The sequence below is a fragment of the Sphingopyxis sp. GW821-FHT12F08 genome (assembly GCF_058806755.1).
In genome coordinates this window covers 80,514-106,155 of the sequence record NZ_JBXAQA010000009.1, presented here as the reverse complement: position 1 = coordinate 106,155, position 25,642 = coordinate 80,514, and the positions used below count along the sequence as shown (strand labels likewise).

The window sequence follows — 25,642 nt, the reverse complement described above, 5'->3', positions numbered from 1 at the left end:
TTCCTGCGCCTTGCCTCCTCGCACTGAACAAAATCGCTTCAAACCTCGATCGCGCAATCAATGGGTCCTGACCCTAATATCCGCCGCGCAGCAATTGGTCGCTGACCATCTCGCAGCGCGGGGCGAGGGTTGCGCCTGGGCCATGTCGATAATCGGTTTTCCGCAACCGGTCAGACATTCGGAAATCAAAACCGTCACTGCCCTTTTGGCGGCACAGACTGTGCCCCTTCTTCGCCGGATTTGAGAAGGATTTTCCGTCTATTTCCAGTCTCTCAAGACCGAATTGGAGCCACGATATCACCGTAACCCGCGGGAAGGTGAGTGGCAACTTCTTGCCACTAAGTTATTGTTTTTAAATGTAGAAATTTCTGGAGGCCCGAGCCGGAATCGAACCGGCGTGCGCGGATTTGCAGTCCGCTGCGTCACCACTCCGCCATCGGGCCTCATGCCAAATTGCCGCATCCCTTGCGGGACGGGCCGGGTGTTGGACGGACCGCGCTAGTGATGGGCTTTGCTGCCCTTGTCAAGGATTCGCCGATGCGGACTTGGCGGCGGCGGCCGGGGCAGCTATGCGCGGCGCTGCAGACGTTCATGCTGTATTAGCATTGCAATACAGCATGGCTTGGGCTAGAGCGGGCTGCAATAAGGGTCACTCCAGGAATCGGACAGCGCGGATGGCGAGCAGATTGAACGAGGTAAGTGCCGCGGAGATGCGGGCTGCGATGATCGACAGCCAGCTTCGCACCAACGACGTGATCGACCCCGCGGTGGTCGGCGCGATGGGCGCCGTGCCGCGCGAGGCGCATGTGCCGCCCGCACTGACCAGCGTCGCCTATATGGACCGTGCGATCCCGCTCGGAAACGGGCGCGCACTCAATGCGCCGCTGGTCACGGGGCGCCTGCTCGTCGCGGCGATGATCCGCCCCGGCATGCGCGTGCTGCTCGTCGGCGCCGCGACCGGCTACACCGCCGCCTGCCTCGCGCTGCTCGGCGCCGAGGTCGAGGCGCTCGAGGAAGAGACCGGCCTCATCGAAATGGCGAAGCGCGCCGCGACCAACCCCGCGATCCGCTGGACCGAGGGTCCGCTCGCCGCGGGCACGCCCGGCAAGGGGCTGTTCGACCGCATCGTCGTCGAGGGCGCGATCGAGGCGCTGCCCGCCGCGCTCGCCGACCAGCTCGTCGAGGGCGGCCGGATCGTCGCGGCGCTGCGCGACGGCAGCGTCAGCCGCCTCGTCCAGGGGGTGAAGACCGGCGGAACGATCGCGCTCCGCCCCTTCGCCGACATGGACGTCGCGCCGCTCCCGGGTTTCGCGGTCCCCAAGGGTTTCCAGTTCTAACCGGCTCCTCCCCAGTTTTCAGGCTGATCATGACGATGCTCGATACCAACAAGAAACAGCCCCGCGCCCGCTGGCTTACCGGCCTCGCGCTCGGCGCGCTGACGCTGTCGTCGGCGGCGCAGGCCGAAACGCTGCAGGGGGCGCTCGCCAAGGCCTATGAGAACAACCCGACGCTGACCGCGGCGCGCGCCGGACAGCGCGCGAACGACGAGAATGTGCCGATCCGCAAGGCCGACGGGCTGCCCTCGGTCGGCACCAGCGTCGACTATCAGGAAAATATCGTCATCCCCGGCAACAGTTTTTCGTCGCCGGGCCGCGTGCTCAGCGTGAACGGCCAGTTGTCGGTTCCCATCTATCAGGGCGGCGCGGTCAAGAACGCCGTGAAGGCCGCGAAATATCGCGTCGAAGCCGGCCAGGCCGATTTGCGTGCGACCGAGGCGAGCATTTTTTCGCAGACCGTCGGCGCCTATATGGACGTGATCCGCGACCAGGCGATCGTGCAGTTGAACCAGAAAAATGTTTCGGTGCTTCGCACCAATTTGCAGGCGACGAGCGACCGTTTCGAGATCGGCGACCTGACACGCACCGACGTCGCCCAGTCGCAGGCGCGCCTCGCGCTCGCCGAGGGCGACCTGCGCACCGCCGAATCGAACCTGATCGCCAGCCGCGAAGCCTATATCCGGCTCGTCGGCGACGCGCCCGTCGATCTCGAACAGCCGCCGGTGCTGCCCAATTTGCCGGCGACCGCCGAGGAAGCCGTCGCGATCGCGCTCAACAGCAACCCCGACATCGAGGCGGCGAACGAGCTCGTCAACGCCAGTCGCGCCGATATCGGCGTCGCGCGTGCCGCACGCATGCCGAAGCTGTCGGGCACGGTCGGCGGCGGCTATAATGACTTCCTTGGCTCGATCCGCGGCACCGACCAGGATGGCAACCGCTTCGCGCAAACGACGACGAGCGCTCAGGCGGGCCTGTCGATCACCCTGCCGATCTTCCAGGGCGGGCGCCCCGCGGCGCAGGTCCGCCAGGCACAGGCGCGCACCAGCCAGGCAATCGAAACCTATGTCGAGACCGAGCGCGGGGTCATCGCGCAGACGCGCGGCGCCTATGCCGCGTGGCAGGCCAACGAACGGATCATCGCCGCGACCCAGCAGGCGGTCAGCGCCAATGCGCTCTCGCTCGAGGGCGTTCGCGCCGAGAACAGCGTCGGCACGCGCTCGATCCTCGATATATTGAACGCCGAGCAGGAATATCTGAACACCCAGGTCCAGCTCGTTTCGGCGCGGCGCAACAGCTACGTCGCGGCCTTCTCGGTGCTCGCGGCGATGGGCAAGGCCGAGGCGCGCGACCTCGGGATCGAGGGCGGCGCGCTCTACGACCCCGAGGTCAATTATCGCCGCGTGAAGGGCAAGATCTTCGACTGGGACGACGATCCGAAGCCCCAGCAGGTCGCGACCGACACGCGCGCCGTGCCCGCCGCCGACGCCAGCGTCCCCGCCGGCGATCCGCTGAGCCCGCAATAAGAACTTGTTAACCATCGCCCGGTACCGGTAAGGAGATGGTTAATCGTCCGCTTTCCGGATGATTCACAGGGGGCCATATGGGCGACATGTCGCGTGAACCGTCGATGGAAGACATACTGTCGTCGATCCGGCGCGTCATCGCGCGCGACGAAGCCCCCGGCGCGCGCGAAATCCGCGAGCCCGCGCGCGAGGATGTGCTCGAACTGAGCGACGCCGAAGACGACTACGGAGCCGAAGACGCGCCCGAGTCAGGCGCTGCCGAGGAACTGGTCTCGGCCGCCAGCGCCGACGCGACGCGCCAGTCGCTCGAGGCGCTGACCGCCGCGGTCGCGCCCGCGGTCGCCGCCGCGGTGACCGTCCCGGCCGCGGGCCGGTCGCTCGAGGACGTGGTGCTCGACGCGCTGCGCCCGATGCTCAAGGACTGGCTCGACACCAACCTGCCCCCGCTGGTCGAGGCGATGGTGGCCAAGGAAATCAGTCGGATTACCGGACGGCGGCTCTAATAATCCTCCCTGTCGCGAAGCGATGGGGAGGGGGACCGCTCGCGAAGCGAGTGGTGGAGGGGTGATTGACGCCCGGCCACGAACCGAACCAGATGGTCTACTACAGCTTCGACATCCTCCATTACTTCGCGCGCAGGAAGCCTCACCACGGCGACGCCTCGCTCGACAAGCCATGCTTCACGCATGGCATCCCGTGTGGGCATATTTCCGATGTCGTGCACCGCGCCGTCGATCTCGATCGCAAGCTTTGCGGACGCTACGTAAAAGTCGAGCACATAGGCGCCTATGGGGTGCTGTCGCCGAAACTTGACCCCGCCGGGCCGCGTTCGCAGGCGCTGCCAGAGCTTGGCTTCCGGTGCAGTCATCATCCGCCGCAATCGGCGCGCTCTCGCTATTGTCTCTTTTGAAGTCCGGCGCTGCATGACCCCTCCACCATGCTTTGCATGGTCCCCCTCCCCATCGCTTCGCGACAGGGAGGATTAGGGTAGCCGCATCGCTAGCGGTTTGGCGGCAAGATGGCGCCAAATCGGACCATCTTAATCCTCCCTGCGGCGAAGCCGTGGGGAGGGACCGCCCGCAAAGCGGGTGGTGGAGGGGGACGAAGGCAAAAACCAAGGCCCTCCGTCAGCGCTTTGCGCTGCCAGCTCCCCATCGCTACGCGACGTGGAGAATTACGACCCCGCCCAATCCTCCAGCAAGTACCGCGCGATCGCCAGCGGCGGCGGGGCCATGAACGGCGCGCCCATGTCGCCCGCGAGCGCGGCGCGGACCTCGGCGCGGTCGACCCACATCGCCGCTTCGATCTCGGTCGTGTCGAGCGTCAGCGCGGGGTCGCTCGTCACCGCGCGCGCGCCGATCATCAGCGACGAGGGGAAGGGCCAGGGCTGGCTCGCCACATAAGTGACGTCCGACACGCGGATCCCCGCCTCCTCGAACAATTCGCGCGCCACTGCTTCCTCGAGCGATTCGCCGGGCTCGACGAACCCCGCGAGCGCCGAAAAGAAGCCCGGCGGGAAGCCGGGCTGGCGCCCGACGAGCACGCGGCCCTCGCATTCGGCGAGCATGATCACCACCGGGTCGACGCGCGGAAAATGTTCGGCGTTGCAGCTGCCGCATTGGCGGCCCCAGCCGCCGCGGAACAGCGCGCTCGGGCTGCCGCACACCGCGCAGAAGCGATGCCGCGCGTGCCAGTCGACCAGGCTGCGCGCGCCGCCATAAAGCGCCGCCTCTTCGCCCGACAGCAAGGGCAGCAGCCGCATCACGGTGCGCGAGCGCGCATCGATCCGCTGGCTCGCTACAGGCTCGCGCACGAAATGCGGCACGCCGGCCTCGTCGAGGCCGAGCAGCATCGCCGCGCGGTCGTCGGCGGGGTCGAAGGGCTCCCAGCATAGCCCGCCACCCTCGCCCGGCACGAAGTCGATCCCGTCGAGGACGAGGCACAGCGCGCGCGAATCGGCGGACGCCGCCGCGAAGGCGGCCGCATCTGTGCGGACCTGGTCGGCGCGGTCGAGCCGCGCGCCGGTAAAGCCGAGCGGCAGCGGCATCAGCCGATCACATCCTTGAGCACGGTCTCGCCGAACTTCGCCTGGAAGGGCACGGTTTCCGACGGCATGATCTGCGTATAGCCGCCGACGCGATAGCCGAGCCCCCGGTGCACGAAACCGATCGTTCCCGCGGCGCCCGCCCAGCCGAACAGCCCCTCGCCGCCCGGCGAGGTCGGCAGCGACACGCGCCCGCCCGCGCCGAAGCCCTGGCCGTCGACGAAAGTCCCCTTGCGGTCGACGCTGTCGCCCAGCAGGTTCGACATCGCGAGCCGCGCGGTCTCGGCCTCCATGATCCTCTTGCCGCCGGTCTCACCCTCGCCCAGCAGCATCGCGAGGAAACGGTCGTAGTCGCGCGCGCTCGACACGAGACCGCCGCCGCCGAACGGATAGGGCGGCTTGTCGAGATAGATCGAGCTGGTCGCCGGGTCGAAGGGGATCAGCGCGCCGGCATAGGCCGCATAATTGCTCGTGAAGCGCCCGACATCCTTCTTGTCGACCATGAATCCCGTGCTCGCCATGCCGAGCGGGTCGAACAGCCGTGCCTTCAGGAAGGCGTCGAAAGCCTGCCCCGACACGACCTCGATCACCCGTCCCAAGAGGTCGAGCCCGATCGAATAACTCCATTTCGTCCCGGGTTCGTAGACGAGCGGCAGCGCGGCGAGCCGGTCGGCCATGACCGCGAGGCTCGGCGCGGGGGTGACCGGCGGAAAACCCGGGATCGGCAATTTGCTTGCCTGCCCGCCGACGATCCCGGCATCGTCATAGGCCTTCTTGATCGGCCCCTTCTGGATGATGTTGTAACCGAGCCCGGCGGTGTGGGTGAGCAGGTGGCGCACCGTGATTTGCGTCTTCGCCGGACGCACGTCGGTGATCGAGCCGTCGGGGGTGTTCTGCACCTTCATATTCGCGAAGGCGGGCAGGAAATCGGCGATCGGCTGGTCGAGCTTCATCTTGCCGTCTTCGATCAGCAGCATCGCCGCGATGCCGGTGACCGGCTTGGTCATCGAATAGAGCCGCCACAAGGTGTCGGGGCCGACCGGCACGCCGTCGCTGATCGACTGCACCCCGGCGCCGAAGAAGCTCGCTTCCGCCTGCCCCTTGCCGATCGCGGCGAGCGTACCCGCCAGTTCGCGGCGGTCGACGAAACCTTTGATGAAGGCGTGCGTCGCGGGATAGAGCTGTGCCCCGCCTTCCTTGAAGGCCCAGGCCGTATGGGGCAGCAGCAGCCCGGTTCCGCCCAGCGCCAGCCCGCCGAGCATCGCGCGGCGCGAAACCATCATGTTCATCTTACTCTCTCCAGCATCTTGTCGATCAGTTTCCGGTAGAGCGTCGGCAGGCCCGCCGCGTCAAGCTCGGTGATCGGCCACCACGCGCCTTCCGCTGCGGCATCTTGGGATTTGCGGCGGACCAATGTCAGCGTCAGGTCGAAATGGGTGAAGCCATGGTCGACCGACACGATCCCCGACTCGCGCGGCGGCGTATCGGTCCAGTCGCCCCCGGGCAGCGCGCGCATCCCGCCGAGCATGCCCTTGTCGGGGCGCCGCACCAGCCAGACCCGGCCGTCCTGCTCGATCCAGTAAGCGAGGCCGTGGCGATGCGGCTTCGTCTTTTTGGGCGGCTTGACCGGCAGCCGCTCGATATCGGCACGCCCGCGCGCGCGGCAGTCGGCCATCACCGGGCAGATGCCGCACGCCGGGCTGCGCACCGTGCAGATCGTCGCGCCGAGGTCCATCAGCGCCTGCGCGAAGTCGCCCGGGCGATCCGCCGGGACCAGCGGCGCCAATGCCGCCTTGATCTCGCGTTTCGCCGCGGGCAACGGGATCTCGATCAGCCGGTGGCGCGCGATCACGCGCTCGATATTGGCGTCGACCACGATCGATGGCCGCCCGAAGGCGATCGCCGCCACCGCCGCCGCGGTATAGTCGCCCACCCCCGGCAAGGCGCGCAGCTTCGCATCGCTGTCGGGAAATGTGCCGCCATGATCCGCCACCACCGCACGCGCGCAGGCGAGCAGGTTGCGCGCGCGGGCATAATAGCCGAGCCCGGCCCATGCCGCCATGACGTCGGCATCGTCGGCCGCCGCGAGGTCGGCCACTGTCGGCCAGCGCGCCGTGAAGCGCTCGAAATAGCCCGCGACCGCGGCGACCGTCGTCTGCTGCAGCATGACCTCGGCCATCCACACGCGATAGGGGTCGGGCACCGCGCCGCTCCCCGGCGGCACGCGCCACGGCAGCACGCGCGCGGCACGGTCGTACCAGCCGAGCAGGCGCGCGGCGAAGCCTTCAACGATGTCGGAAGTCTGGACGCTCACCCCCCGCCTATGGCATGGCGCCTCCAATGGCGAAAGAGACGCGAGAGGATGGCCCGGCCGCCAAGCCGAAAGCCAGGGCAAAGGCGAAATCCGCCAAGCCCGCCGCGCGTCCTTACGAGCGCCCGCGCGGCGGCGAGGCGCGCGCTATTTCGGACCTCGTCCCCGAAATCGGCCGCACCGCCTTTCGCAAATTCGGCTTCATCCAGTCGTCGGTGGTCAGCCGCTGGCGCGAGATCGTCGGCGACCGCCTCGCCGACGTCACCCAGCCCGCGATGATCCGCTTTCCCGCCGGACAGAAAGCTGGCGGCACGCTGCACCTCACGATCAGCGGCGCGCATGCGCCGATGCTCCAGCATGTCGCCCCCGACCTGATCGCCGCGGTCAATCGCTTCTTCGGCTATGCCGCGATCGCAAGCGTGCGCATGACCCACGGGCAGGTGACCCCCGCCCCCGCCGTTCAGCCGCCAGCAATGCTCAAACCCGTACCCGCCGAACTGGGGGACAGTTTGCGCGATATCGGCGACCCCGAGCTTCGGACCGTCCTCGAGCGGATGGCCGCCGGGCTCGCGACGCCGCCCAAGCTCCCCCGCATCAGTTGAGGAAGACCCGGCCCCGATGAAGCCATTCCGCCCGCGTTCGATCGCCCTTGCCGCCACCGCCGCGCTCGGCGTCCTCGCGCTCTCGGCCGTCCACGCCGCCCCCGCCAAGAAGGCGGCCGCCGCGCCGCGCTGGTCGTCGACCGTCACCGCGAGCAGCATCGGCGCCTATAGCGTCGGCAATCCCGCCGCGAAGGTCCGGCTGGTCGAATATTTCAGCTATACCTGCCACGTCTGCGGCGATTTCGCCAAGGCGGCGGGGGTGCCGCTCAAGACGCTCTACGTCGACAAGGGCCTCGTCCTTTTCGAATATCGCAACCTCGTGCGCGATCCGATCGACATGACCGCCGCGCTGCTCGCGCGCTGCGGCGGGCCCAAGGCCTTTGCGGGCAATCACGCCGCGATCTTCGCCGGCCAGCCCGCGCTGCTCGACAGGATCACCAAGGCGAGCGACGCCCAGAAGGCGAGCTGGTTCGAGGGCACCACCGGCCAGCGCGCGCGCAAGATCGCCGCCGACACCGGGCTGACCGCGCTGATGAGCGCGCGCGGCTATACGCTCGCGCAGCAGAACGCCTGCCTCGACAACGAGGTCGCGCAGGCCGAGCTCACCGGCATGACCAACATCGGCCGCAACGCCGACCGCGTCGGCGGCACCCCAGCCTTTTTCGTCAACGGCCGCCGCCTCGACGGCGTCGCCTGGCCGGCGGTGAAATCGCAACTCGACCTTGCGCTCAAGGCTTCGTAAAAGCCCGTCCTTCCCCGATTAGTGGAGACAAGACATATGACCCTGCTGCGTACCGCCCTTTTGACCTCGATGGGCGCGCTCGCCCTCGCCGCGTGCGGCGACAGCAAGACCGATCCCGCCAAGGAACAGGCGGCGATCGCCAAGGTCGCGGCGCCCGCGGGCAAGAGCTGGTCGCAGACCGTCGCCGTCACCCCCGAGGGCGGCTATGTGATGGGCAACCCCGATGCGCCGATCAAGGTGCTCGAATATGCCTCGCTCACCTGCTCGCACTGCGCCGATTTCTCGAATAGCAGCCACGAGGAGCTGAAACGCGATTTCGTCGACACCGGCCGCGTGAGCTTCGAAATCCGCAACTATGTCCGCGACCCGATCGACATCACCGCCGCCGCGGTGATCCAGTGCGCGCCGAAGGAACGCTATTTCGCGCTGATGGAAAACACGATGGCCGCGCAGGCCGAAATCTTCAAAAACGCCCAGGGGAACCAGGCGGGTTACGAGGCGGCGATGGCGCTGCCCCCCGCGCAGCGCTTCCCCGCGCTCGCCAAGGCGATCCAGCTCGACACCTTCTTCCAGTCGCGCGGGATGACCGCCGAGCAGATCAACGCCTGCCTCGGCAATGTCGCCAATCTCGAAAAGCTTGAAAAGGGCGTCAACGCCGCGAACGAGGCCTATCCGATCCCCGGGACCCCGGCCTTCATCGTCAACGGCCAGCTGGCCGAGGGCATCGGCACCTGGCCGGTGCTGCGCGACCGCCTGAAAACGCTGGGCGCGCGCTGAGCGCACGTTTGGCCCTCCCCTTCAGGGGAGGGCAGCGAGACTTGGCAGCTTGCTGCCTGGTCGCAGCGGGTGGGGTCTAGCGACCTTGCGCAACACCGACAGACCCCACCCCAACCCCTCCCCTGAAGGGGAGGGGCTTATACCATCCCAACCCCCTTGCGACTCCCCGGCCCGCGCGGCATGACGGGAGCCAAGGGGGATATGTGACAAGCAGGTTGCATCATCTGCGATTCGGTCGACTGCACGGGATGCGCCCGTGCAGATAAAACGCTTGCGCCTGACCGGTTTCAAAAGCTTCGTCGAACCCACCGAACTGCGCATCGAACCCGGGCTGACCGGCGTCGTCGGCCCCAATGGCTGCGGCAAGTCGAACCTGCTCGAGGCGATCCGCTGGGTGATGGGCGAATCCAGCCCCAAGTCGATGCGCGGCGGCGGCATGGAGGACGTCATCTTCGCGGGCACCACGCAGCGCCCGCCACGCGACTTCGCCGAGGTCGCGCTCCATTGCGACAGCGAGGGCGACATCGTCGCGGGCCTGTCCGACGCCAGTGACGGCCATGAGCTCGAGATCATCCGCCGCATCGAACGCGGCGCGGGCAGCGCCTATCGCGCCAACGGCCGCGACGTGCGCGCCAAGGACGTCGCGCTGATCTTCGCCGACGCCGCGACGGGCGCGCACAGCCCGGCGCTGGTCAGCCAGGGCAAGATCGCGGGCGTCATCTCGGCCAAGCCCACCGACCGCCGCGCGATGCTCGAGGAAGCCGCGGGCATCGCGGGGCTGCACGTGCGCCGCAAGGACGCCGAGCAGAAGCTGCGCGCGACCGAGACCAACCTCGGCCGCCTGTCCGAGATCGTCGCCGACATGGAGGTGCGCGCCAATGCGCTGCGCCGTCAGGCACGCGCCGCCGAACGCTACAAGAAATTGAGCGACGAGATCCGCGTCGCGGAAGGCCGGCTGATCTACGCGCGCTGGCGCGATGCCGCCGCCGCCGCCGACCAGGCGCGGCGCGACGCCGACGCCGCCGAGGCGGCGGTGAAGGCCGCGCAGGAAAAGCTCGACACGCTCGCCAGGGCGCAGACCGAGGTCGCGACCCGCGTCGCCGAGGCGCGCAGCGCAGCGCAGGCGCAGCGCGACGCGCTTGCCGAAGCGACCGCGACGCAGGTCCGCCTTGCGGGCGAGGAACGCGCCGCACGCCAGCGGCAGGACGACCTCGCGGTGCAGCAAGCGCGCCTCGCCGACGACCGGAACCGCGAAGGCGAGTTCGCGCGCGAAGCCCATGGCGCGCTCACCGACCTCGATGCCGAGGCCAGGGCGCTAGCCCAGCAACTCGCGACGCACGAGGCCGGCAAGGCCGCGCTCGTCGAGGCGAGCCAAGCGGCGCAGGCTTTGCTCCGCGATGCCGAGGTCGCGCTCGCGCAGGCGCGCGCGCAGGCCGCGAGCGAGGCCGCCGACCGCCGCATCGCCGTCTCGGCGCGCGACAGCGCCGAGGGCGCCGTCCGCCGCCTGACCAACGACAGCGCACGCGTCGAGGCCGAAGTTACCGCGCTCGGCGACAGCGCCGCGCTATCGCAGCGGCAAGCCGAGGCCGCGACCGCCGCCGCCGAGGCCGAAGGCGCAATCGGGGCCGCCGAGGAAGCCCTGCAGGGCGCCGAGGCCGACCGCGAGACCGGTGCCGCGAGCCTAGCCGAAATCGAGGCGGGCCTCGCCGAGGCCCGCGCCGCCTTCGCCGCCTTGGAAGGCGAGGCCGCGACGCTCGCGCGCGCGCTCGCCGCTGCCAAATCCGACGCCAACCCCGTGCTCGACCAGCTCCGCGTCATCCCCGGCTATGAAGCCGCGCTCGCCGCCGCGCTCGGCGACGATCTCGACGCGGGCACCGATGCCGAAGCGCAGCGCAGCTGGCGCGGCGCCGACAGGCACGCGAACGACCCCGCCCTCCCCGCGGGCACGACCGCGGTCGCCGATGTCGTCCAGGCCCCCGCCGCGCTGCTCCGCCGGCTGGCGCAGGTCGCGGTCGCCGACACCGACAGCGGCCAGCCGCTCGCGGTCGGCCAGCGCCTCGTCACCAAGGACGGCGTGATGCGCCGCTGGGACGGTTTTGTCGCGCGCGGCGACGGCGCCACCGCGACCGAGCGCCTCGTCCGCCAGAACCGCCTCGAAGAGCTCGCCGCGCAGCGCCCGCAGGTCGAACTCGGCGTCATGCAGCTCGGCGATCGCCGCGACGCTGCAAGCGCATCGCTGGCCGAGGCCACCGCCGCCGTGTCGGCCACGCGCCGCGCGCTCGCCGACGCCGACGAGCGCCGCCGCACGATGCTGCGCGCCGCCGACCAGGCGCAGGCCGCGCTCGACCGGCACAAGGATGCCGCGAGCCTCTTCGACCGCCGCCGCGACGAACTCGCCGCCGCGACCGCCGAGGCGGCGAAGGACCTCGCCGACCGCGAGGCCGCGCTTGCCGCGCTGCCCGACGACAACATCGCGCGCGACGCGCTCGGCGCGCAGGAGGCCGCCGCCGAGCGCGCCCGCAGCGACGCAAACGCCGCGCGCGACGCGCAGGCCGCGCACGAACGCGCTTTCGCCGCGCTCAGCGAACGCCAGGCCGTGGTCAGCGCCGAGATCAAGAGCTGGAAGGCGCGCGCCGGCGAGGCGGCGCGCCGCGTCACCGAAATGGACAAGCGCGCCGAAGCGCTCGCCGCCGAGGCGGCCAAGCTCGCCGACCTCCCCGAGAGGCTCGCGCAGCAGCGCGTCGAGGCCGAAGCGAAGCAGGCGAGCCTGCGCGATCAGGTTGCCGCCGCCGAGGCGCACGAGCGCGAAGCGGAAACCGCGCTGCGCGAGGCCGAGGCCGCACTCGGCACCATCCGCGAGACGCTCGCCAGCGCGCGCGAGACCCGCGCCGGCGCGGTCGCGCGCTCCGAGAACGCCGAGCTCCGCCGCGTCGAAATGGGCCGCCTGTCGGGCGAGCGCTTCGAATGCCCGCCGCCGCTGCTGCCGCAAAAGGCCGGGTTCGAAAGCGCGAGCGTCGGCGATGCCAATGCCGAATCGGCGCAGCACGACCGGCTGATCGCCGACCGCGAGCGGCTCGGCCCGGTCAACCTCGTCGCCGCCGACGAACTCGCCGAACTCGATTTGGAGCGCGAGAAGAGCGCCGCCGAGATCGAGGAGCTGACGCAGGCGGTGCACCGCCTCCGCGGCTCGATCGGCAATCTGAACCGCGAGGGCCGCGTCCGCCTGCTCGCCGCCTTCGAGACGGTGAACACCCATTTCCAGCGCCTGTTCACGACGCTCTTCAACGGCGGCCAGGCGCATCTCGAGCTCGTCGACTCTGACGATCCGCTCGAGGCCGGGCTCGAAATCATGGCGCAGCCGCCGGGCAAGCGCCTCGGCACGCTCACCCTCCTCTCGGGCGGCGAACAGGCGCTGACCGCGATCGCGCTGATCTTCGGCCTGTTCCTCACCAATCCCGCGCCGATCTGCGTCCTCGACGAAGTCGACGCGCCGCTCGACGACGCCAATATCGAGCGTTTCTGCGACCTGCTCGACCGCATGACGCGCGAGACCAACACCCGCTATCTGATCGTCACCCACAATGCGGTGACGATGGCACGCATGCACCGCCTGTTCGGGGTGACGATGATCGAAAAGGGCGTCAGCCGCCTCGTCTCGGTCGACCTCGGCGGCGCCGAGGAACTGCTCGCGGCGGAATAAGGTTGACTATTTTTGTAACTACGATAAATGAGATGACGCCAACTCCTGAAAATTCGCATCGTCGGCCTCCATTCGCCGAGCGTGCTTAAAGGATGTGGCCATGGAAATTGGTTATGATGAAGCAAAGCGTCAGAGGACTCTTCGTGAACGCGGGCTGGATTTTGCCGATGCCGCTAAACTTTTCGCGGGAGACTATCTCGAATTTGTCGATGATCGGCGCGACTATGGCGAAGATCGCTACATCGTTTACGGCGAGTTGGATGGGCGCGCAGTAGCCGTCGTCTGGACGCCGCGCGAAGATACCCGCCGCATCATTTCGATGAGACATGTGCATGACGAAGAACTCGAAGCCCGCCGAACAGCCCTGGATTGATCCGGATGACGCGCCAGAATGGACGGAGGACCATTTCCGCCGCGCCGCCGTTTACAAAGGCGGCAAGCTGGTCAAACCCGCCGATGGCACTTGGACCAAGCCCGGTCGTCCCAAATCGGCCGACCCCAAGCAGCAGGTGACGCTCCGCCTCGACAGCATCGTGCTCGAAAAATTCCGCGCCACTGGTGCCGGCTGGCAAAGCCGCATCAACGCTGAATTGCGCAAGGTGCTCGGCCTTTAGGGCGCGTTGCCCACCACCAGCATCGCCGCGAAGATCAACAGCCCCGCGAAGCGGTTGCTGCGGAATTTCGCCAGCGCATCCTCGCCCTTCGCGAGGTCGAGCGTCACCACCTGCCCCGCGAAATGCAACGCTGTGGGCAGCAGCGCGACGAACACCAGCGGGTCGGGCCGCACCTGCCACAAGGCGCCCGCCCAGCAGCCCAGCGCGACGCCATAGCAGAGGCCGACTCCCGGCTTCACATGCCGCCCCATCGCGCGCGCGCTCGACTTCACCCCGACCAGCGCATCGTCCTCGATATCCTGCAGCGCATAGATGGTGTCGTAGCCGATCACCCAGGCAATGCAGCCGGCATAGAGCAGGGGCAGCGCGAGCCCCGGCGGGTTCGTCCCCACCGCGGCCCAGCCGACAAGCGCGCCCCAGCTGAAGACGAGGCCCAGCCACGCCTGCGGCCACCAGGTGATGCGCTTCATGAAGGGATAGGCCGCGACCAAAGTCAGGCTGAGCAAGGCGATCAGCTGCGCGCGCAGCGGCAATTGCACGAGCACGAGCAGCCCGACGAGCGACAGCAATATCGTCCACAGCCAGGCATTCCGCAGCGACACCGCGCCGCTCGCCACCGGCCGCGACGCGGTGCGCGCGACCTTGGCGTCGAGGTCGCGGTCGACGATGTCATTATAGACGCAGCCCGCGCCGCGCATCGCGATCGCGCCGAGCAGCATCCACAGGAACAGCGGCCAGCGGCTCGCCGCGCCGCCGGCGAGCGCGAGCCCGAAAGTGCACGGCCAGTAAAGCAGCCACCAGCCGATCGGCCGGTCGAAGCGCGCGAGCAGCGCATAGGGCCGCGCCGCGGCGGGCAGCAGCGCGACGAAGCCGGTGAGTTGGCTGTCGGGAGGAGGAACGGCGGTCATCGGCGCCCGCGCGATAGCAGCGGCCGCGTCCGCGATAAATGATAATTGTCCAGCCGCGCGACGCCGCGGTTCAGCAGGTCGACTTGGTTGCCGTCGGCGCGGGGTTGTAGACACCGTCGCTGTCGGCCGTCGGTCCCTGCAGGTCGCGCGCCTCGCGGATATTGAAAGCCGCGGTCGAGCGGATCGTCCGCGCACCGAGCCATTTGCCGTAGAGCAGGGGCTGATAGCTATAGGTGATCTCAACGAACATGACGGCGGTCCCCTGCGATGCGGCGACCTGGCGGCCCACCGGGCCCATGCCGGCAAGCGCGGTTCCGGTCCTGCCGGCGTCTTGCACGCCGTAACTCGACGGCGCGTTGAGCGTGCCATAGCAGCGCTGCCAGTGAATCCATTGCCCGCCATCGGCGTTGCGTTCGAGGCTCGAGAGGATGATGCGGCCATTGTTGCGGAAATCGAGTCCGCGCGCCTGTTCCTCGACCCCGGTGAACACCGAGTTGATATCGAGCTCGCGCACGCGCGGCAGCGAGAGATTATTGCCATAGGCGATGCGCGACGCATTGTCGGCGGCGCTCAGCGCGATCTGGCTGATCCGCGTGTTGGCGAGCGTCAGATTGGCGATCTCGAGTCCGGCAAAGCCGATCAGGATCAGGAAGGGCAAGGTAAAGGCCATTTCGACCATGATCGTCGCGCGGCTATCGCGCGCGAACCGAAGCAGCCCGGAACCGATTTTGCGGAATGCCGGACGGATCATGTGCAGATGACCGTGTTCGTCGCCGTCGCCGCGGCATAGGGCTGGTTGCGCAAGACGGTCGTCGCGCTGATCGTAGTGTTCTGCGACTGGCCCAGCATCCTCCAGACCGGCAGTATCCGGGTCACTTCCATGTTCGCCGTATAGAGGACGACATCTTCGGCGCCGCCATTGTTCGTCTGGCCGCGGTCGGCGTCCCAGCTGTTGTTGCCGTTGACGTCCTGATAACATTCGCCGGTGTCGTAGCCGCCGTTATTGTTGCTGTCGGTATAATTTTCCGGATCGCCGATTTCGTCGTAGCTTTCATAGGCCTTGCGCGTGAAGGTCACGTTCGCATCCTTGAAGACCTGCTTGACCTGCGTGCGCACCGCCGTGTCGAGTGCCGTCTGGCTGCTCGCATTGCCCTCCAGCGTCGCGGCGCGCGCGGCATGGGCCACCGAACCAGACAGAACCTGCTTCGCGTACATCTGCCACGAATAATCGAAAATCCCCGTGAGGACGAGCAGGAACAACGGCGCCGTCAGTGCGAATTCGGTGACCGCCGTGCCGCGATCGTCGCGGCGCAGCGCACGGACAAGGCGATTGAGTCCGATCATTGCGACAGCCTCAGCTTGGAAATCTGTCGCGCGATCGCCTGGAAATTCTGGTTAAGCTGCGCCGAGTTCGCGGCGGCAAAGGCGTTGCCCGCGGTGGCGCATGTCGTCATCTGGGTGTTGAGCGCCAGGCCAAAGCTCACCACCCAGACGGTGATATTCTTCGCCTTGGCCTTTTCGCACAGCTGCAGGAAGCGGTTGTTGTGGCGCGCAGTCTGCGTGCTGTCGCTGGTTCCGCCGATACGCTGGGTCAGCCACTCATAGCCCTGGAAGGTCAAATTGCCCATGTTCGCAGACATTTCGCCGTCGGTCATGAAGATGATGTGGCGGCTGATCGGCCGGTTGTTCGGCGCGGTCGCATTTTCGTCGGCGAACAGGCCGTCGGGCGACAGCAGGCGGATGCCCCACACCATGCCCGAGTCATGATAGGTGCCGCCGACCGGCTGCAACGACTGGACATAAGTGTTGAAGGTCCCACGATCCGCCGTGGTCTGCGTCGTCAGCTTCATCGCCGCCGCGGGGCACACGCCCCAGCCGTTGCTCCAATATTTGGAGTAACGCTGCCAGCTGCCATTGGTGCTGCTGTCGCTCGTCACGCTGCTGCTGTTCACCTCGATCGCGCCCGTGCTCGATGGCGCATACGAAGGATGGCTCGCCCGTGCGAAGGCGATTTCGGGGATCAGCACCTGCCACTTGGTGGCATCGTCGGTGGTCGGCGCGCTGTCGACATCCATGTCGAGCGCGTCCGACGGCGCGGTCTCGGTCGGCCCGAAGGGCTCCGTCTCGCGCTCCATGACGCAGCCGCCCCAGCTATAGCTGACGTTCGCGCCCGAATCGCCGGTGTCGGTGACGATCGCGGTCGTCCCGTTCTTTACCGCGCTGACGTCGAAGGTGCGGTCCTCGTAGCGATATTTATTGTCGAACGTCTGGGTCGGCGTCTCGGTCACTGTCGTGGTCGAGGTGCGCGTGAAGGTCGCGACCCGGCGCTGTTGCCGGCAGCGATTGGTCTTGCCGCTCGTGTCCCAATAATAGCGGTAGTTGTAGTAGGTATAGGTCTGGCTGTTGTTATAGGTGGTGATGCGATTGCCGTCGCCGTCGACATATTGCCCCGTCTGGTTCGTCGTCGGCGTTCCCGACGCCGAAGGCGAGGTATCGGCGGGCGGCACGGTCGCCGGGCAGGTCGTGGCATTCTTGCCGCTGATCGTGTCGACATTCGACCACGAACCATAGGTCGTCGTGCCGTCGGTGCTCGGCCCCGTCTCGGTCTCGGCATTGCCCCAGGTCACGCGATAGATCGGGGTGCGCGAGGGCAGCAGCACCGAATCGCGGAGCCAGGCGGGATTCTTGGCATTGAGGATCGCGCCGACATTCGCCGCCGAGCTGTAGGGAACGACGCCGAAGCGCAGCCGCCCGTCGCCGGTGTCGGCGGCGGTCAGCGTGTCGAAGAAGGACATGGTCGCGGCCTTCAGGCCCACCATGCGGTTGGCCGAGTCCCCCGGATTGACCGTCGTCATCGAGCCGGTGACGTCGAGCACCATCATCACGTCGACGTTGGAGATTTCGAGCTTCGCGCTGCAGGCCACCGAAAGGTTGAAGACGTCGAAACCGAAAATCTGCATCAGCGCCGTGGGCAGGGTCGCGGTGGCGGTTCCGGTGACCGTCGAGACGCCCTGCGCCGCCGAGTTGAAGGTGACACCGCTGCTGCCATATTGGGTGCTGGGGTAGTTGAAGTTGAACATCTTGTTCGCCTCGGCCTGCGCCGCGGTGGTATAGGTCGTGCCGCTCATTGCGCGGCGGCCCGCGAGCACGCCCGCGTCGCACGCCTGCTGCAGGCGCAACTCGGCCATATAAGCGCGCCCGATATCGACGCCCGAACCCACGATACCGATGATCGGCACGACGGCGGCGGCGGTCAGGAACATGGTGTTGCCGCGCCGGTCGCGCGCGAGCTTGCGGATAGCGCGCCAGATATCGCGGATCGAGGTCCCTCGCATGGTCACAAACCCCTCTTGGCCGCGCAGTTCGCCCCAACGGATGCGTGGCTGGTATCCTGCACCTAGGGCGAGACTGCTTACCAAAACGCTAATCGGGCGAAGCCGCGCCATGGCCGACGGGCCAATTCTGACCCGGACCGGGACAGAATCGCGAATTGCCGCGCGGGATGTGCAAATTTTGTGCGTCTGCTATCGCGGACCCATGCCTGCCGTCCCCGCCTGGCCGCCCGCCAGCACCCCGCGCCTGTTCGTCGAAACCCCGCTCGAGGCGGGTACGAGCGCGGTCATCGATGGCGGCGCGGCGCATTATCTGCTCCATGTCATGCGGACGAAGCCCGGCGATCCGCTGCTGCTCTGCGACAACCGCAGCGGCGAATGGCTCGGCATCGTGGCCGATGTCGCCAAGCGCGCGCTGACCGTGACGATCGAGCGCCGGACGCGGCCACTGGAGGCCGTGCCCGACCTCTGGCTCTGCTTCGCGCCGGTCAAGAAGGCGCGGCTCGACTGGATCATCGAGAAGGCGACCGAACTCGGCGTCGCGCGGCTGCAGCCGGTGATCACCGAACGCACGATCGTCGAGCGCCTCAAGGAGGAGCGCATCCGCGCGCAGATCGTCGAGGCGTGCGAGCAATGCGGCCGCACCACGCTCCCCGAACTCGCCGAACCGGTGAAGCTCCCGGCGCTGCTGAGGGACTGGCCAGCCGACCGCGCGCTGCTCTTCGCCGACGAGGCGGGCGGGGAGCCGATGGCCGAGCTCGCGGCGCCCGCGCCGGCCGCGATCCTGACCGGGCCCGAGGGCGGCTTCACCGACCGCGAGCGCGAGCTGCTGCTCGCCGCCCCCGCCGTTCGCCGCATGGCGCTCGGCCCGCGCATCCTGCGCGCCGAAACCGCGGCGATCGCGGCGACCGCGTTGTGGATGGCGCATTATGGGGATTGGGGCGGATAGGGCTCGGACAGCAGCCTGGGTGGGTTCCAGACCTAAAACCCCTCCTCTTCAGAGGAGGGGCAGTGAGACTTGGTCCGGCGTAGCCGGGCCTTAGTCGAGCGGGGTGGTGGTCGAAGGAGCACGCCCAGCCGAGAGCACCACCCCGCTGCGACTAACGAACAAGTTCGTAAGTCTCGCTGCCCCTCCTCTGAAGAGGAGGGGCGGGGGAACGATTGCTCCCGCCCAAAACCCCGCCGAGCCACCCCATTCTTCTGTCCCCATCCGGCACAACTACGGCCGGAATTCGCCATCCTTAACCCGATGTTAGCCACAGGCGCGCCATAGCGGCGCGATGCAACGGCGGGACCAGAGCCGAAATTGCCGGGGTGGGGCCCGGCGAGCGCAGCTTCTGCGGGCGCTGATGGCGCTCGTCCTGCTGGCGTTTGCGGCGCTCGCCGCGCCGGCGCGCGCGCAGACCAGCACGACCTACAGCAACACGACCACCGGCGCGATCAATGAGACCGCGACGCCGTGCACCGCGCCGCTGACGCGCAATTTCACCGTCGCGGCCAATGCCCAGGTCACCAATGTGACGATCGGCGTCCAGCTGACCCACAGCTATCGCGGCGATCTGCGCGCGACCCTGGTGTCGCCGACCGGCACCGTCGTCAACCTGATCACCAATATCGCGACGAACCCCGACAATCTGAACGTGTTGTTCGACGACGATGCCGCCGCGAGCATCACGACGCACACCAGCAACAATGATTCGACCACCGCCGCGCCCCCCTATCAGCGCACCTTCCGGCCGCAGGGTTCGCTTGCCGATTTCGACGGCGAGGGGTCGGCCGGCACCTGGCAGCTGACGATCTGCGACTCGCTGAACAACGACAGCGGCAATTTCACCCGCGCGGACCTCACGCTCACCACCGTCCCGATCGCGCCGTCCGCCGACCTGTCGCTGACCAAGACGGTCAGCGCCGCTTCGCCTGCCTTCGGCGCCAGCATCAGCTATACCCTCGCCGTCACCAACGCGGGCGGCTCGGCGCTGACCGCGACCGGCGTCACGGTGCAGGATATGCTCCCCGCCGGCTTCACCTTCACCGGCGCATCGGGCTTCGGCAGCTATGATGCGGGAACCGGCGTCTGGACCGTCGGCAGCATCCCGCCCGGCACGACGCGCACGCTGACGATCAGCGGTACCGTCGCGGCGACATCGGGTGCCACCGTCGTCAATGCGGCGGAGGTCAGCGCATCCTCGGCGTTCGACTTCGACTCCACCCCCGGCAATGGCGCGGCGGGCGAAGACGATTATGCCTCGGCCAGTTTCACCGTCTCGGGCACGCGCACCGCAGGCATGCCGCCGGTCTTGCTCTGCCCGGTCGGCGTCACGACCCATGACTGGGACAGCATCACCTGGTCCGCCGGCACCACCAGCGGCAGCTATGCGCTCGCCAATATCGGCACGATGAACTTCAATATCGCGATCAGCGGCGGCAGCTTCCTCAACAATGCGACCTATGGCGGCCAGTCGCCGACGCGGCAGAATGTCGTCACCGGCGGCTTTTCGCCCGCGCAATATTCGATCTTCGAACTGGTCGACATGACCAGCCAGTCGGGCAGCGCGACCAGCACGATCGCTTTGCCCACCGCGGTCCCCGGCGCGCAGTTCCGCCTGTTCGACATCGACTATAACGCGGGCCAGTTCGCCGACCGGGTAACCGTGACCGGCAGCTATAACGGCACGGCGGTCACCCCGACGCTGACCAACGGCGTCAGCAACTATGTCATCGGCAACAGCGCCTATGGCGATGCGACCGCCGCCGACACCAGCATCAACGGCAATGTCGTGGTCACCTTCGCCTCGCCGGTCGACACGATCGTCATCAATTACGGCAACCACAGCGCCGCGCCGGCCGACCCGGGGCAACAGGCGATCGCGATCCACGACATTAGCTTCTGCCGCCCGACCACCAACCTCGTCTTCGCCAAGACCAGCAGCATCGTCAGCGATCCGACGAACGGCACCACCAACCCCAAGGCGATCCCCGGCGCGGTGATCCGCTACTGCCTGCTCGTCACCAACAATGGCAGCGGCACCGCGACGAGCATCAATATCGGCGACGCGATCCCCGCGACGATGACCTATACCCCCGCCTCGCTGCGCAGCGGCACCAGCTGCGCCGGCGCGACGATGGTCGAGGACGATAATGCGGCCGGCGCCGACGAGAGCGATCCCTTCGGCGCGGCCTTCGCGGGCACCACCATGACCGCGACGACCGCCAGCCTCGCGCCGACCGCGGCGATGGCGATCGCCTTCACCGTCACGATGAACTGATCCGACGGCGCGGGCACGCTTTCTCCCGGCGTTGCTCGCAGCGGGATCGAGCCTCACGATCAACCTTGGAGCGATGGTCGAATAGCCCCGATTGCATTCTGTACCGGATAGTCTAGATGGCGCAGCATGAGCACGCGCACCGCTTCCGACAGCAACGATCCCATCGTCGAAAACCGCGACCAACTCGCGGCCCCCATGATCAAGGGCGAAAAGCCCAAGGACCGCTGGCGCATCGGCACCGAGCACGAAAAATTCGTCTATCGCACCGCCGACCACCGTGCGCCCAGCTACGACGAACCCGGCGGCATCCACGACCTCTTGATGGCGCTCACGCGCTTCGGCTGGGAACCGGTGATCGAGGGCGGCAAGGTCATCGCGCTCGCGGGCAGCGACGGCACCGTCAGCCTCGAACCCGCGGGCCAGCTCGAACTGTCGGGTGCGCCGCTCGAAAATCTCCACCAGACCTGCGCCGAAACCGGCCGGCATTTGAAGCAGGTCAAGGAAGTCGGCGCCGAACTCGGGCTCGGTTTCCTGGGGGTCGGCATGTGGCCCGACAAGACGCGCGCCGAGTTGCCGATCATGCCCAAGGGGCGCTACAAGATCATGCTCGAGCATATGCCGCGCGTCGGCACGATGGGGCTCGACATGATGCTGCGCACCTGTACCATCCAGACCAACCTCGACTATATGTCCGAGGCCGACATGGTGCAGAAATTCCGCGTATCGCTGGCGCTGCAGCCGTTCGCCACCGCGCTCTTCGCCAGCTCGCCCTTCACCGAGGGCAAGCCCAACACCTATATGTCGTACCGCAGCCATATCTGGACCGACACCGACCCCGCGCGCACCGGCATGCTGCCCTTCGTGTTCGAGGACGGGTTCGGCTACGACCGCTATGTCGATTACATGCTCGACGTGCCGATGTATTTCGTCTTCCGCGACGGAAAATATATCGACGCCGCGGGGCTCAGCTTCCGCGATTTCATGCGCGGCGAGCTGTCGGTCCTTCCCGGCGAGCTGCCGCGCCTCTCCGACTGGAACGACCATCTTTCGACCGCCTTCCCCGAAGTGCGTTTGAAGAGTTTCCTCGAAATGCGCGGCGCCGACGGCGGTCCGTGGAACCGCATCTGCGCGCTCCCCGCGCTCTGGGTCGGCCTGCTCTACGACCAGGGCGCGCTCGATGCGGCGTGGGACCTGGTCAAGGGCTGGAGCATCGAGGAGCAGCAGGCGCTGCGCGATGCCGTGCCGCGCGACGGCCTTTGCGCGCGCGCGCCTGGCGGCGGCACCGTCGGCGAGCTTGCGCACCGCGTGCTCGACATCGCGGCGGCGGGGCTCGCGGCGCGCGGCGAGGTCAATTCGATGGGTGACAACGAGGTCGGCTTCCTCGAACCGCTGCGCCGCATCGCCAAGAGCGGCAAGTCGCCCGCGCACGACCTGCTCGACCGCTACGCAGGCCCATGGAACCACGACCTGTCGAAGATCTACGACGAACTCAGCTTCTAAGGCCAGCGGCGGCACGCTTTGCGACGCCGGATTTTCGTGATATTATCGGCGCCTAGCCCTTTCAGGGAGCCGATGATGTCGCATCTCAAAGCCTGTCTTCTCGCGATCGCCTTGCTGCCCGCCGCCGCCGCGGCGCAGACAGTCAATTCGGCCGCCGATATCGGTGCCGCCTTCTCGGCCAACTATTATGTCGCCGCGGGCCTTACGCTCCCCGACCGCGCCGCACAGCGGAAGCAGATACTGAAGCGACTCGACGAAGTCTGCGCCAGCAAGCTGCGCTCCGATCAGCGCCGCTGCGACCGCGCCTGGCGCATCATCGCCGACGGCTATGCCGAGCTCCAGGCCCGGCGCGCCGCCGCAGCCGCCGCGGGCGAGGGTGTCGCGACGCCCTGACGCGCCGGCCGGCACCGCCGGCTGTCACAAACTGCAGCAATTCGGCAACAGTGCTGACACGAACGTCAGCGCGGCGTCCGCGCGCGATTGACCGCGCGCGCGGTGCGCGCCAACGACGGGGCCGGATTTTTCTGCCGCCTCTCCCATATCACCCCGTTTCAGGAAGCTTGCCATGCGCCACTTTCCTTCCGCTACCGCTATAACCCTCGTTCTCGCCTCGGCCGGTTGGGCAGCGCCCGCCGCCGCGCAGGATGCACCCGCCGCCGAAGACACCGGCGGGCTGACCGAAATCATCGTCACCGCGCAGCGCCGCGAAGAGAATTTGCAGGACGTGCCGATTTCGATCACCGCAGTGTCGGGCGACAAGCTCGACGCGATCGGCGCGGGCGGCCAGGACGTCCGCGCGCTGTCGGCGCGCGTGCCCAGCCTTGTGGTCGAAAGCTCGTTCGGCCGCACCTTCCCGCGCTTCTACATCCGCGGCCTCGGCAACACCGATTTCGACTTCAATGCGTCGCAGCCGGTCAGTCTGGTCTATGACGACGTCGTGCTCGAAAACCCGATCCTGAAGGGCTTTCCGGTGTTCGACATCGACCGCGTCGAAGTGCTGCGCGGGCCGCAGGGTACCTTGTTCGGGCGCAACACCCCCGCGGGTATCGTCAAATTCGATTCGGTGAAACCCGGCGACGAGTTCGGCGGCTATGGCCGCATCTCCTACGGCCGCTTCAACGCCGTCAACGCGCAAGGCGCGGTCGGCGGGCCGCTCGGCGAACAGGTCGCGCTGCGCCTGTCGGCGATGTACCAGCGCCAGGACAATTATGTCGACAATGTCCTGCCGTCGGGAACGACGAAGGACGCGCTCGAAGGCTTCAATGAATTCGCGCTGCGCCTGCAGGGGCTGATCAAGCCGACCGACACGCTCGACATCCTGCTCACCGGCCAGGTCCGCCGCCTCAACGGCACCGCGCGCCTGTTCCGCGCCAATGTCTTCACCCGCGGCCAGGAGGGGCTCAACGCCAATTTCGATCGCTATCGCGTCTCGACCGACGGCAAGAACCAGCAGCGCGTCAACACCGGCAACGCCTCGGCGCGCATCACCTGGGACGCCGGACCGGTCTCGCTGATTTCGGTGACCAGCTATTGGGACGGCGACGCGACCTCGGTCGGCGACGTCGACGGCGGCTTTGGCGCCAATTTCCTGCCGCCGAACCTCTATGGCCCGGGCGAGATTCCCTTCACCGCCGAAACGCGTGACAGCGTGCCGCACCTGACGCAATTCACCCAGGAACTGCGCCTCGAAAGCAATGGCGACGGGCCGCTCAGCTATCAGGCCGGCTTCTTCTATTTCGACGAAGACCTCGACATCGTCAGCGAGAATTATTCGACGCTGGGCGATCCCAACAATGCCGTGGGCGGCGTCAACATCGTCGTGTCGCAGAGCCAGCAGAGCAAGGCCTATGGCGTGTTCGGCTCGCTGACCTATGAGCTCACCGACCAGCTCAGCGTCACCGGCGGCGTCCGCTACAACGACGACAAGCGCCGCTATCAGGTGATCCGCAGCAAGGACACGCAATTCCCGAACTTCCTGCAGAACCCGCTCGGCACGGTGAACCGCCGCGTCAGCGACAATAATGTCACCTGGGATGCAAACATCGCCTACGCCGCGACCGACGACATCAACCTCTATGCCCGCGTCGCGCGCGGCTATCGCGCGCCGAGCATCCAGGGCCGCATCCTCTTCCCGCCGGCCACCGCGACGCCGCTGGAGTCGGGGGTGACGATCGGCGACAGCGAAACGATCACCTCCTATGAGGCGGGGATCAAATCGACCGTTTGGGACGGCCGGGCGCGCTTCAACCTGTCGGGCTTCCTCTACGATCTCGACGATGCGCAGCTCACCGCGGTCGGCGGCGGCGTCAACGCCAACCGGCTGATCAACGCGAAGAATGTGCGCGGCTATGGCTTCGAACTCGACGCCGAAATCGCGCCGGTCGACCGGCTGCTGCTCACCGCCGGGCTCAGCTACAACCATACCGAGATCCGCGATCCGGGCCTGACCACCGCGGCGTGCGGCGCGACGCGCGTCGATACCTTCCCCAATGTGTCGCTGTGCACGATCCTCGATCCGATCGTCGTCGCGGCGGCGCCCTTCTCGGCGGCGATCGTCAACATCGACGGCAACAGCCTGCCGCAATCGCCGCGCTGGATCGCCAACTGGACCGCCAAATATGGCGTCCCCGTCGGCGATGGCGAAGTCTATGTCTTCACCGACTGGTCGTACCGGTCGAAGATCAACTTCTTCCTCTATGAATCGGTCGAGTTCCAGGACAAGCGCCAGCTCGAAGGGGGCGTGCGCGTCGGCTACAAGACCGACAGCTATGATTTCGCCGCCTTCGTCCGCAACCTCACCAACGATACCTCGGCGGTCGGCGGCATCGACTTCAACAATCTGACCGGCTTCGTCAACGAACCCCGCATCTGGGGCGTCGAGGCGGGCTTCAAATTCTAGAGGCTTCAGATCCTCCCCACTTGTGGGGAGGTGGCAGCCGCATAGCGGCTGACGGAGGGGGGTCGCGTCTTCAAGCAGCGTCGCCGA

The 25,642-nt window shown here is 67.5% G+C and carries 24 protein-coding genes and 1 tRNA gene; 15 read left to right on the top strand and 10 right to left on the bottom strand.

Going from position 1 to position 25,642, the window contains the following annotated elements; genetic code table 11:
* The coding region (locus tag AC1RNQ_RS21095; protein ID WP_493174408.1) for a hypothetical protein at positions 1-244 on the top strand (244 nt) is incomplete at its 5' end.
* A 125-nt stretch (positions 245-369) separates the two neighbouring features.
* Here AC1RNQ_RS21095 and AC1RNQ_RS21090 read toward each other — a convergent pair.
* Positions 370-443: transfer RNA gene (locus tag AC1RNQ_RS21090), tRNA-Cys, on the bottom strand.
* A 279-nt stretch (positions 444-722) separates the two neighbouring features.
* Between AC1RNQ_RS21090 and AC1RNQ_RS21085 the strand changes: the two genes are divergently transcribed.
* From AC1RNQ_RS21085 to AC1RNQ_RS21075, 3 genes are all read left to right on the top strand, one after another.
* Positions 723-1,337: a protein-L-isoaspartate O-methyltransferase family protein gene (locus AC1RNQ_RS21085; RefSeq protein ID WP_493174406.1), complete on the top strand. Its 615-nt coding sequence runs from the start codon at positions 723-725 to the stop codon at positions 1,335-1,337.
* A 35-nt stretch (positions 1,338-1,372) separates the two neighbouring features.
* On the top strand, positions 1,373-2,860 hold the full coding sequence (locus AC1RNQ_RS21080; protein ID WP_493174424.1) for a TolC family outer membrane protein: 1,488 nt from the start codon (positions 1,373-1,375) through the stop codon (positions 2,858-2,860).
* A 77-nt stretch (positions 2,861-2,937) separates the two neighbouring features.
* Entirely contained in the window at positions 2,938-3,363 is a 426-nt protein-coding gene (locus AC1RNQ_RS21075) for a DUF2497 domain-containing protein (RefSeq protein ID WP_493174405.1), read from the top strand.
* Here the strand turns inward: AC1RNQ_RS21075 and AC1RNQ_RS21070 are convergent.
* The 4 genes from AC1RNQ_RS21070 to AC1RNQ_RS21055 all read right to left on the bottom strand — a co-directional run bounded on the left by AC1RNQ_RS21070 (position 3,360) and on the right by AC1RNQ_RS21055 (position 7,218).
* Positions 3,360-3,728, bottom strand: coding sequence for an endonuclease domain-containing protein (locus tag AC1RNQ_RS21070; protein WP_493174422.1), 369 nt, complete (start codon positions 3,726-3,728; stop codon positions 3,360-3,362). The two genes, AC1RNQ_RS21075 and AC1RNQ_RS21070, sit on opposite strands and share 4 nt — an antisense overlap.
* A gap of 306 nt (positions 3,729-4,034) precedes the next feature.
* Positions 4,035-4,907 (bottom strand): NAD(+) diphosphatase, encoded by an 873-nt coding sequence (nudC, locus tag AC1RNQ_RS21065; RefSeq protein WP_493174404.1) that lies wholly within the window; start codon positions 4,905-4,907, stop codon positions 4,035-4,037.
* On the bottom strand, positions 4,907-6,193 hold the full coding sequence (locus AC1RNQ_RS21060; protein WP_493174402.1) for a serine hydrolase domain-containing protein: 1,287 nt from the start codon (positions 6,191-6,193) through the stop codon (positions 4,907-4,909). The genes nudC and AC1RNQ_RS21060 overlap by 1 nt, the downstream gene beginning before the upstream one ends.
* The gene (locus AC1RNQ_RS21055) at positions 6,190-7,218 is read right to left on the bottom strand and encodes an A/G-specific adenine glycosylase (RefSeq protein WP_493174401.1); all 1,029 of its coding nucleotides are present in this window, start codon (positions 7,216-7,218) and stop codon (positions 6,190-6,192) included. The genes AC1RNQ_RS21060 and AC1RNQ_RS21055 overlap by 4 nt, the downstream gene beginning before the upstream one ends.
* A 26-nt stretch (positions 7,219-7,244) precedes the next feature.
* On the opposite strand from AC1RNQ_RS21055, the gene AC1RNQ_RS21050 reads away from it, so the two are divergent.
* From AC1RNQ_RS21050 to AC1RNQ_RS21025, 6 genes are all read left to right on the top strand, one after another.
* Complete coding sequence (locus tag AC1RNQ_RS21050) at positions 7,245-7,817, top strand: DUF721 domain-containing protein (RefSeq protein ID WP_493174399.1); 573 nt, start codon at positions 7,245-7,247, stop codon at positions 7,815-7,817.
* A 16-nt stretch (positions 7,818-7,833) separates the two neighbouring features.
* Entirely contained in the window at positions 7,834-8,559 is a 726-nt protein-coding gene (locus AC1RNQ_RS21045) for a thioredoxin domain-containing protein (protein ID WP_493174397.1), read from the top strand.
* A gap of 36 nt (positions 8,560-8,595) precedes the next feature.
* Positions 8,596-9,336 carry a thioredoxin domain-containing protein gene (locus AC1RNQ_RS21040; RefSeq protein ID WP_493174395.1) on the top strand — a complete coding sequence of 247 codons (741 nt, stop codon included), beginning with the start codon at positions 8,596-8,598 and terminating at the stop codon, positions 9,334-9,336.
* A 256-nt stretch (positions 9,337-9,592) separates the two neighbouring features.
* Positions 9,593-13,036: a chromosome segregation protein SMC gene (gene smc, locus AC1RNQ_RS21035; protein WP_493174393.1), complete on the top strand. Its 3,444-nt coding sequence runs from the start codon at positions 9,593-9,595 to the stop codon at positions 13,034-13,036.
* Between the two features lie 100 nt (positions 13,037-13,136).
* Positions 13,137-13,409, top strand: coding sequence for a BrnT family toxin (locus AC1RNQ_RS21030; protein ID WP_493174391.1), 273 nt, complete (start codon positions 13,137-13,139; stop codon positions 13,407-13,409).
* Complete coding sequence (locus AC1RNQ_RS21025; RefSeq protein WP_493174389.1) at positions 13,369-13,650, top strand: BrnA antitoxin family protein; 282 nt, start codon at positions 13,369-13,371, stop codon at positions 13,648-13,650. Before AC1RNQ_RS21030 ends, AC1RNQ_RS21025 begins: the two co-directional genes overlap by 41 nt.
* On the opposite strand, the gene ubiA is transcribed toward AC1RNQ_RS21025, so the two are convergent.
* The 4 genes from ubiA to AC1RNQ_RS21005 form a co-directional block, all read right to left on the bottom strand.
* A complete protein-coding gene (gene ubiA, locus AC1RNQ_RS21020) occupies positions 13,647-14,558 on the bottom strand; it encodes a 4-hydroxybenzoate octaprenyltransferase (protein ID WP_493174387.1) in 912 nt (303 codons plus the stop codon). The two genes, AC1RNQ_RS21025 and ubiA, sit on opposite strands and share 4 nt — an antisense overlap.
* Positions 14,559-14,628: 70 nt before the next feature.
* The gene (locus AC1RNQ_RS21015) at positions 14,629-15,309 is read right to left on the bottom strand and encodes a TadE/TadG family type IV pilus assembly protein (protein ID WP_493174385.1); all 681 of its coding nucleotides are present in this window, start codon (positions 15,307-15,309) and stop codon (positions 14,629-14,631) included.
* Positions 15,306-15,902 carry a TadE/TadG family type IV pilus assembly protein gene (locus AC1RNQ_RS21010; protein ID WP_493174383.1) on the bottom strand — a complete coding sequence of 199 codons (597 nt, stop codon included), beginning with the start codon at positions 15,900-15,902 and terminating at the stop codon, positions 15,306-15,308. The genes AC1RNQ_RS21015 and AC1RNQ_RS21010 overlap by 4 nt, the downstream gene beginning before the upstream one ends.
* Positions 15,899-17,893: a TadE/TadG family type IV pilus assembly protein gene (locus tag AC1RNQ_RS21005; RefSeq protein ID WP_493174420.1), complete on the bottom strand. Its 1,995-nt coding sequence runs from the start codon at positions 17,891-17,893 to the stop codon at positions 15,899-15,901. The genes AC1RNQ_RS21010 and AC1RNQ_RS21005 overlap by 4 nt, the downstream gene beginning before the upstream one ends.
* Before the next feature lie 202 nt (positions 17,894-18,095).
* Here AC1RNQ_RS21005 and AC1RNQ_RS21000 point away from each other — a divergent pair, with 202 nt between their 5' ends.
* The 4 genes from AC1RNQ_RS21000 (at position 18,096) to AC1RNQ_RS20985 (ending at position 23,049) form a co-directional block, all read left to right on the top strand.
* Positions 18,096-18,839: a 16S rRNA (uracil(1498)-N(3))-methyltransferase gene (locus tag AC1RNQ_RS21000; RefSeq protein WP_493174381.1), complete on the top strand. Its 744-nt coding sequence runs from the start codon at positions 18,096-18,098 to the stop codon at positions 18,837-18,839.
* A 400-nt stretch (positions 18,840-19,239) separates the two neighbouring features.
* Complete coding sequence (locus tag AC1RNQ_RS20995; protein WP_493174379.1) at positions 19,240-21,156, top strand: proprotein convertase P-domain-containing protein; 1,917 nt, start codon at positions 19,240-19,242, stop codon at positions 21,154-21,156.
* Positions 21,157-21,282: 126 nt separating this feature from the next.
* Entirely contained in the window at positions 21,283-22,656 is a 1,374-nt protein-coding gene (locus tag AC1RNQ_RS20990; RefSeq protein ID WP_493174377.1) for a glutamate--cysteine ligase, read from the top strand.
* Between the two features lie 75 nt (positions 22,657-22,731).
* Complete coding sequence (locus AC1RNQ_RS20985; RefSeq protein WP_493174376.1) at positions 22,732-23,049, top strand: hypothetical protein; 318 nt, start codon at positions 22,732-22,734, stop codon at positions 23,047-23,049.
* Positions 23,050-23,073: 24 nt separating this feature from the next.
* Here AC1RNQ_RS20985 and AC1RNQ_RS20980 read toward each other — a convergent pair whose 3' ends face one another.
* Positions 23,074-23,223: a hypothetical protein gene (locus AC1RNQ_RS20980; protein ID WP_493174374.1), complete on the bottom strand. Its 150-nt coding sequence runs from the start codon at positions 23,221-23,223 to the stop codon at positions 23,074-23,076.
* On the opposite strand from AC1RNQ_RS20980, the gene AC1RNQ_RS20975 reads away from it, so the two are divergent.
* A complete protein-coding gene (locus AC1RNQ_RS20975; protein WP_493174372.1) occupies positions 23,222-25,555 on the top strand; it encodes a TonB-dependent receptor in 2,334 nt (777 codons plus the stop codon). The genes AC1RNQ_RS20980 and AC1RNQ_RS20975 overlap by 2 nt on opposite strands.
* The last annotated feature ends 87 nt before the right edge of the window (positions 25,556-25,642 follow it).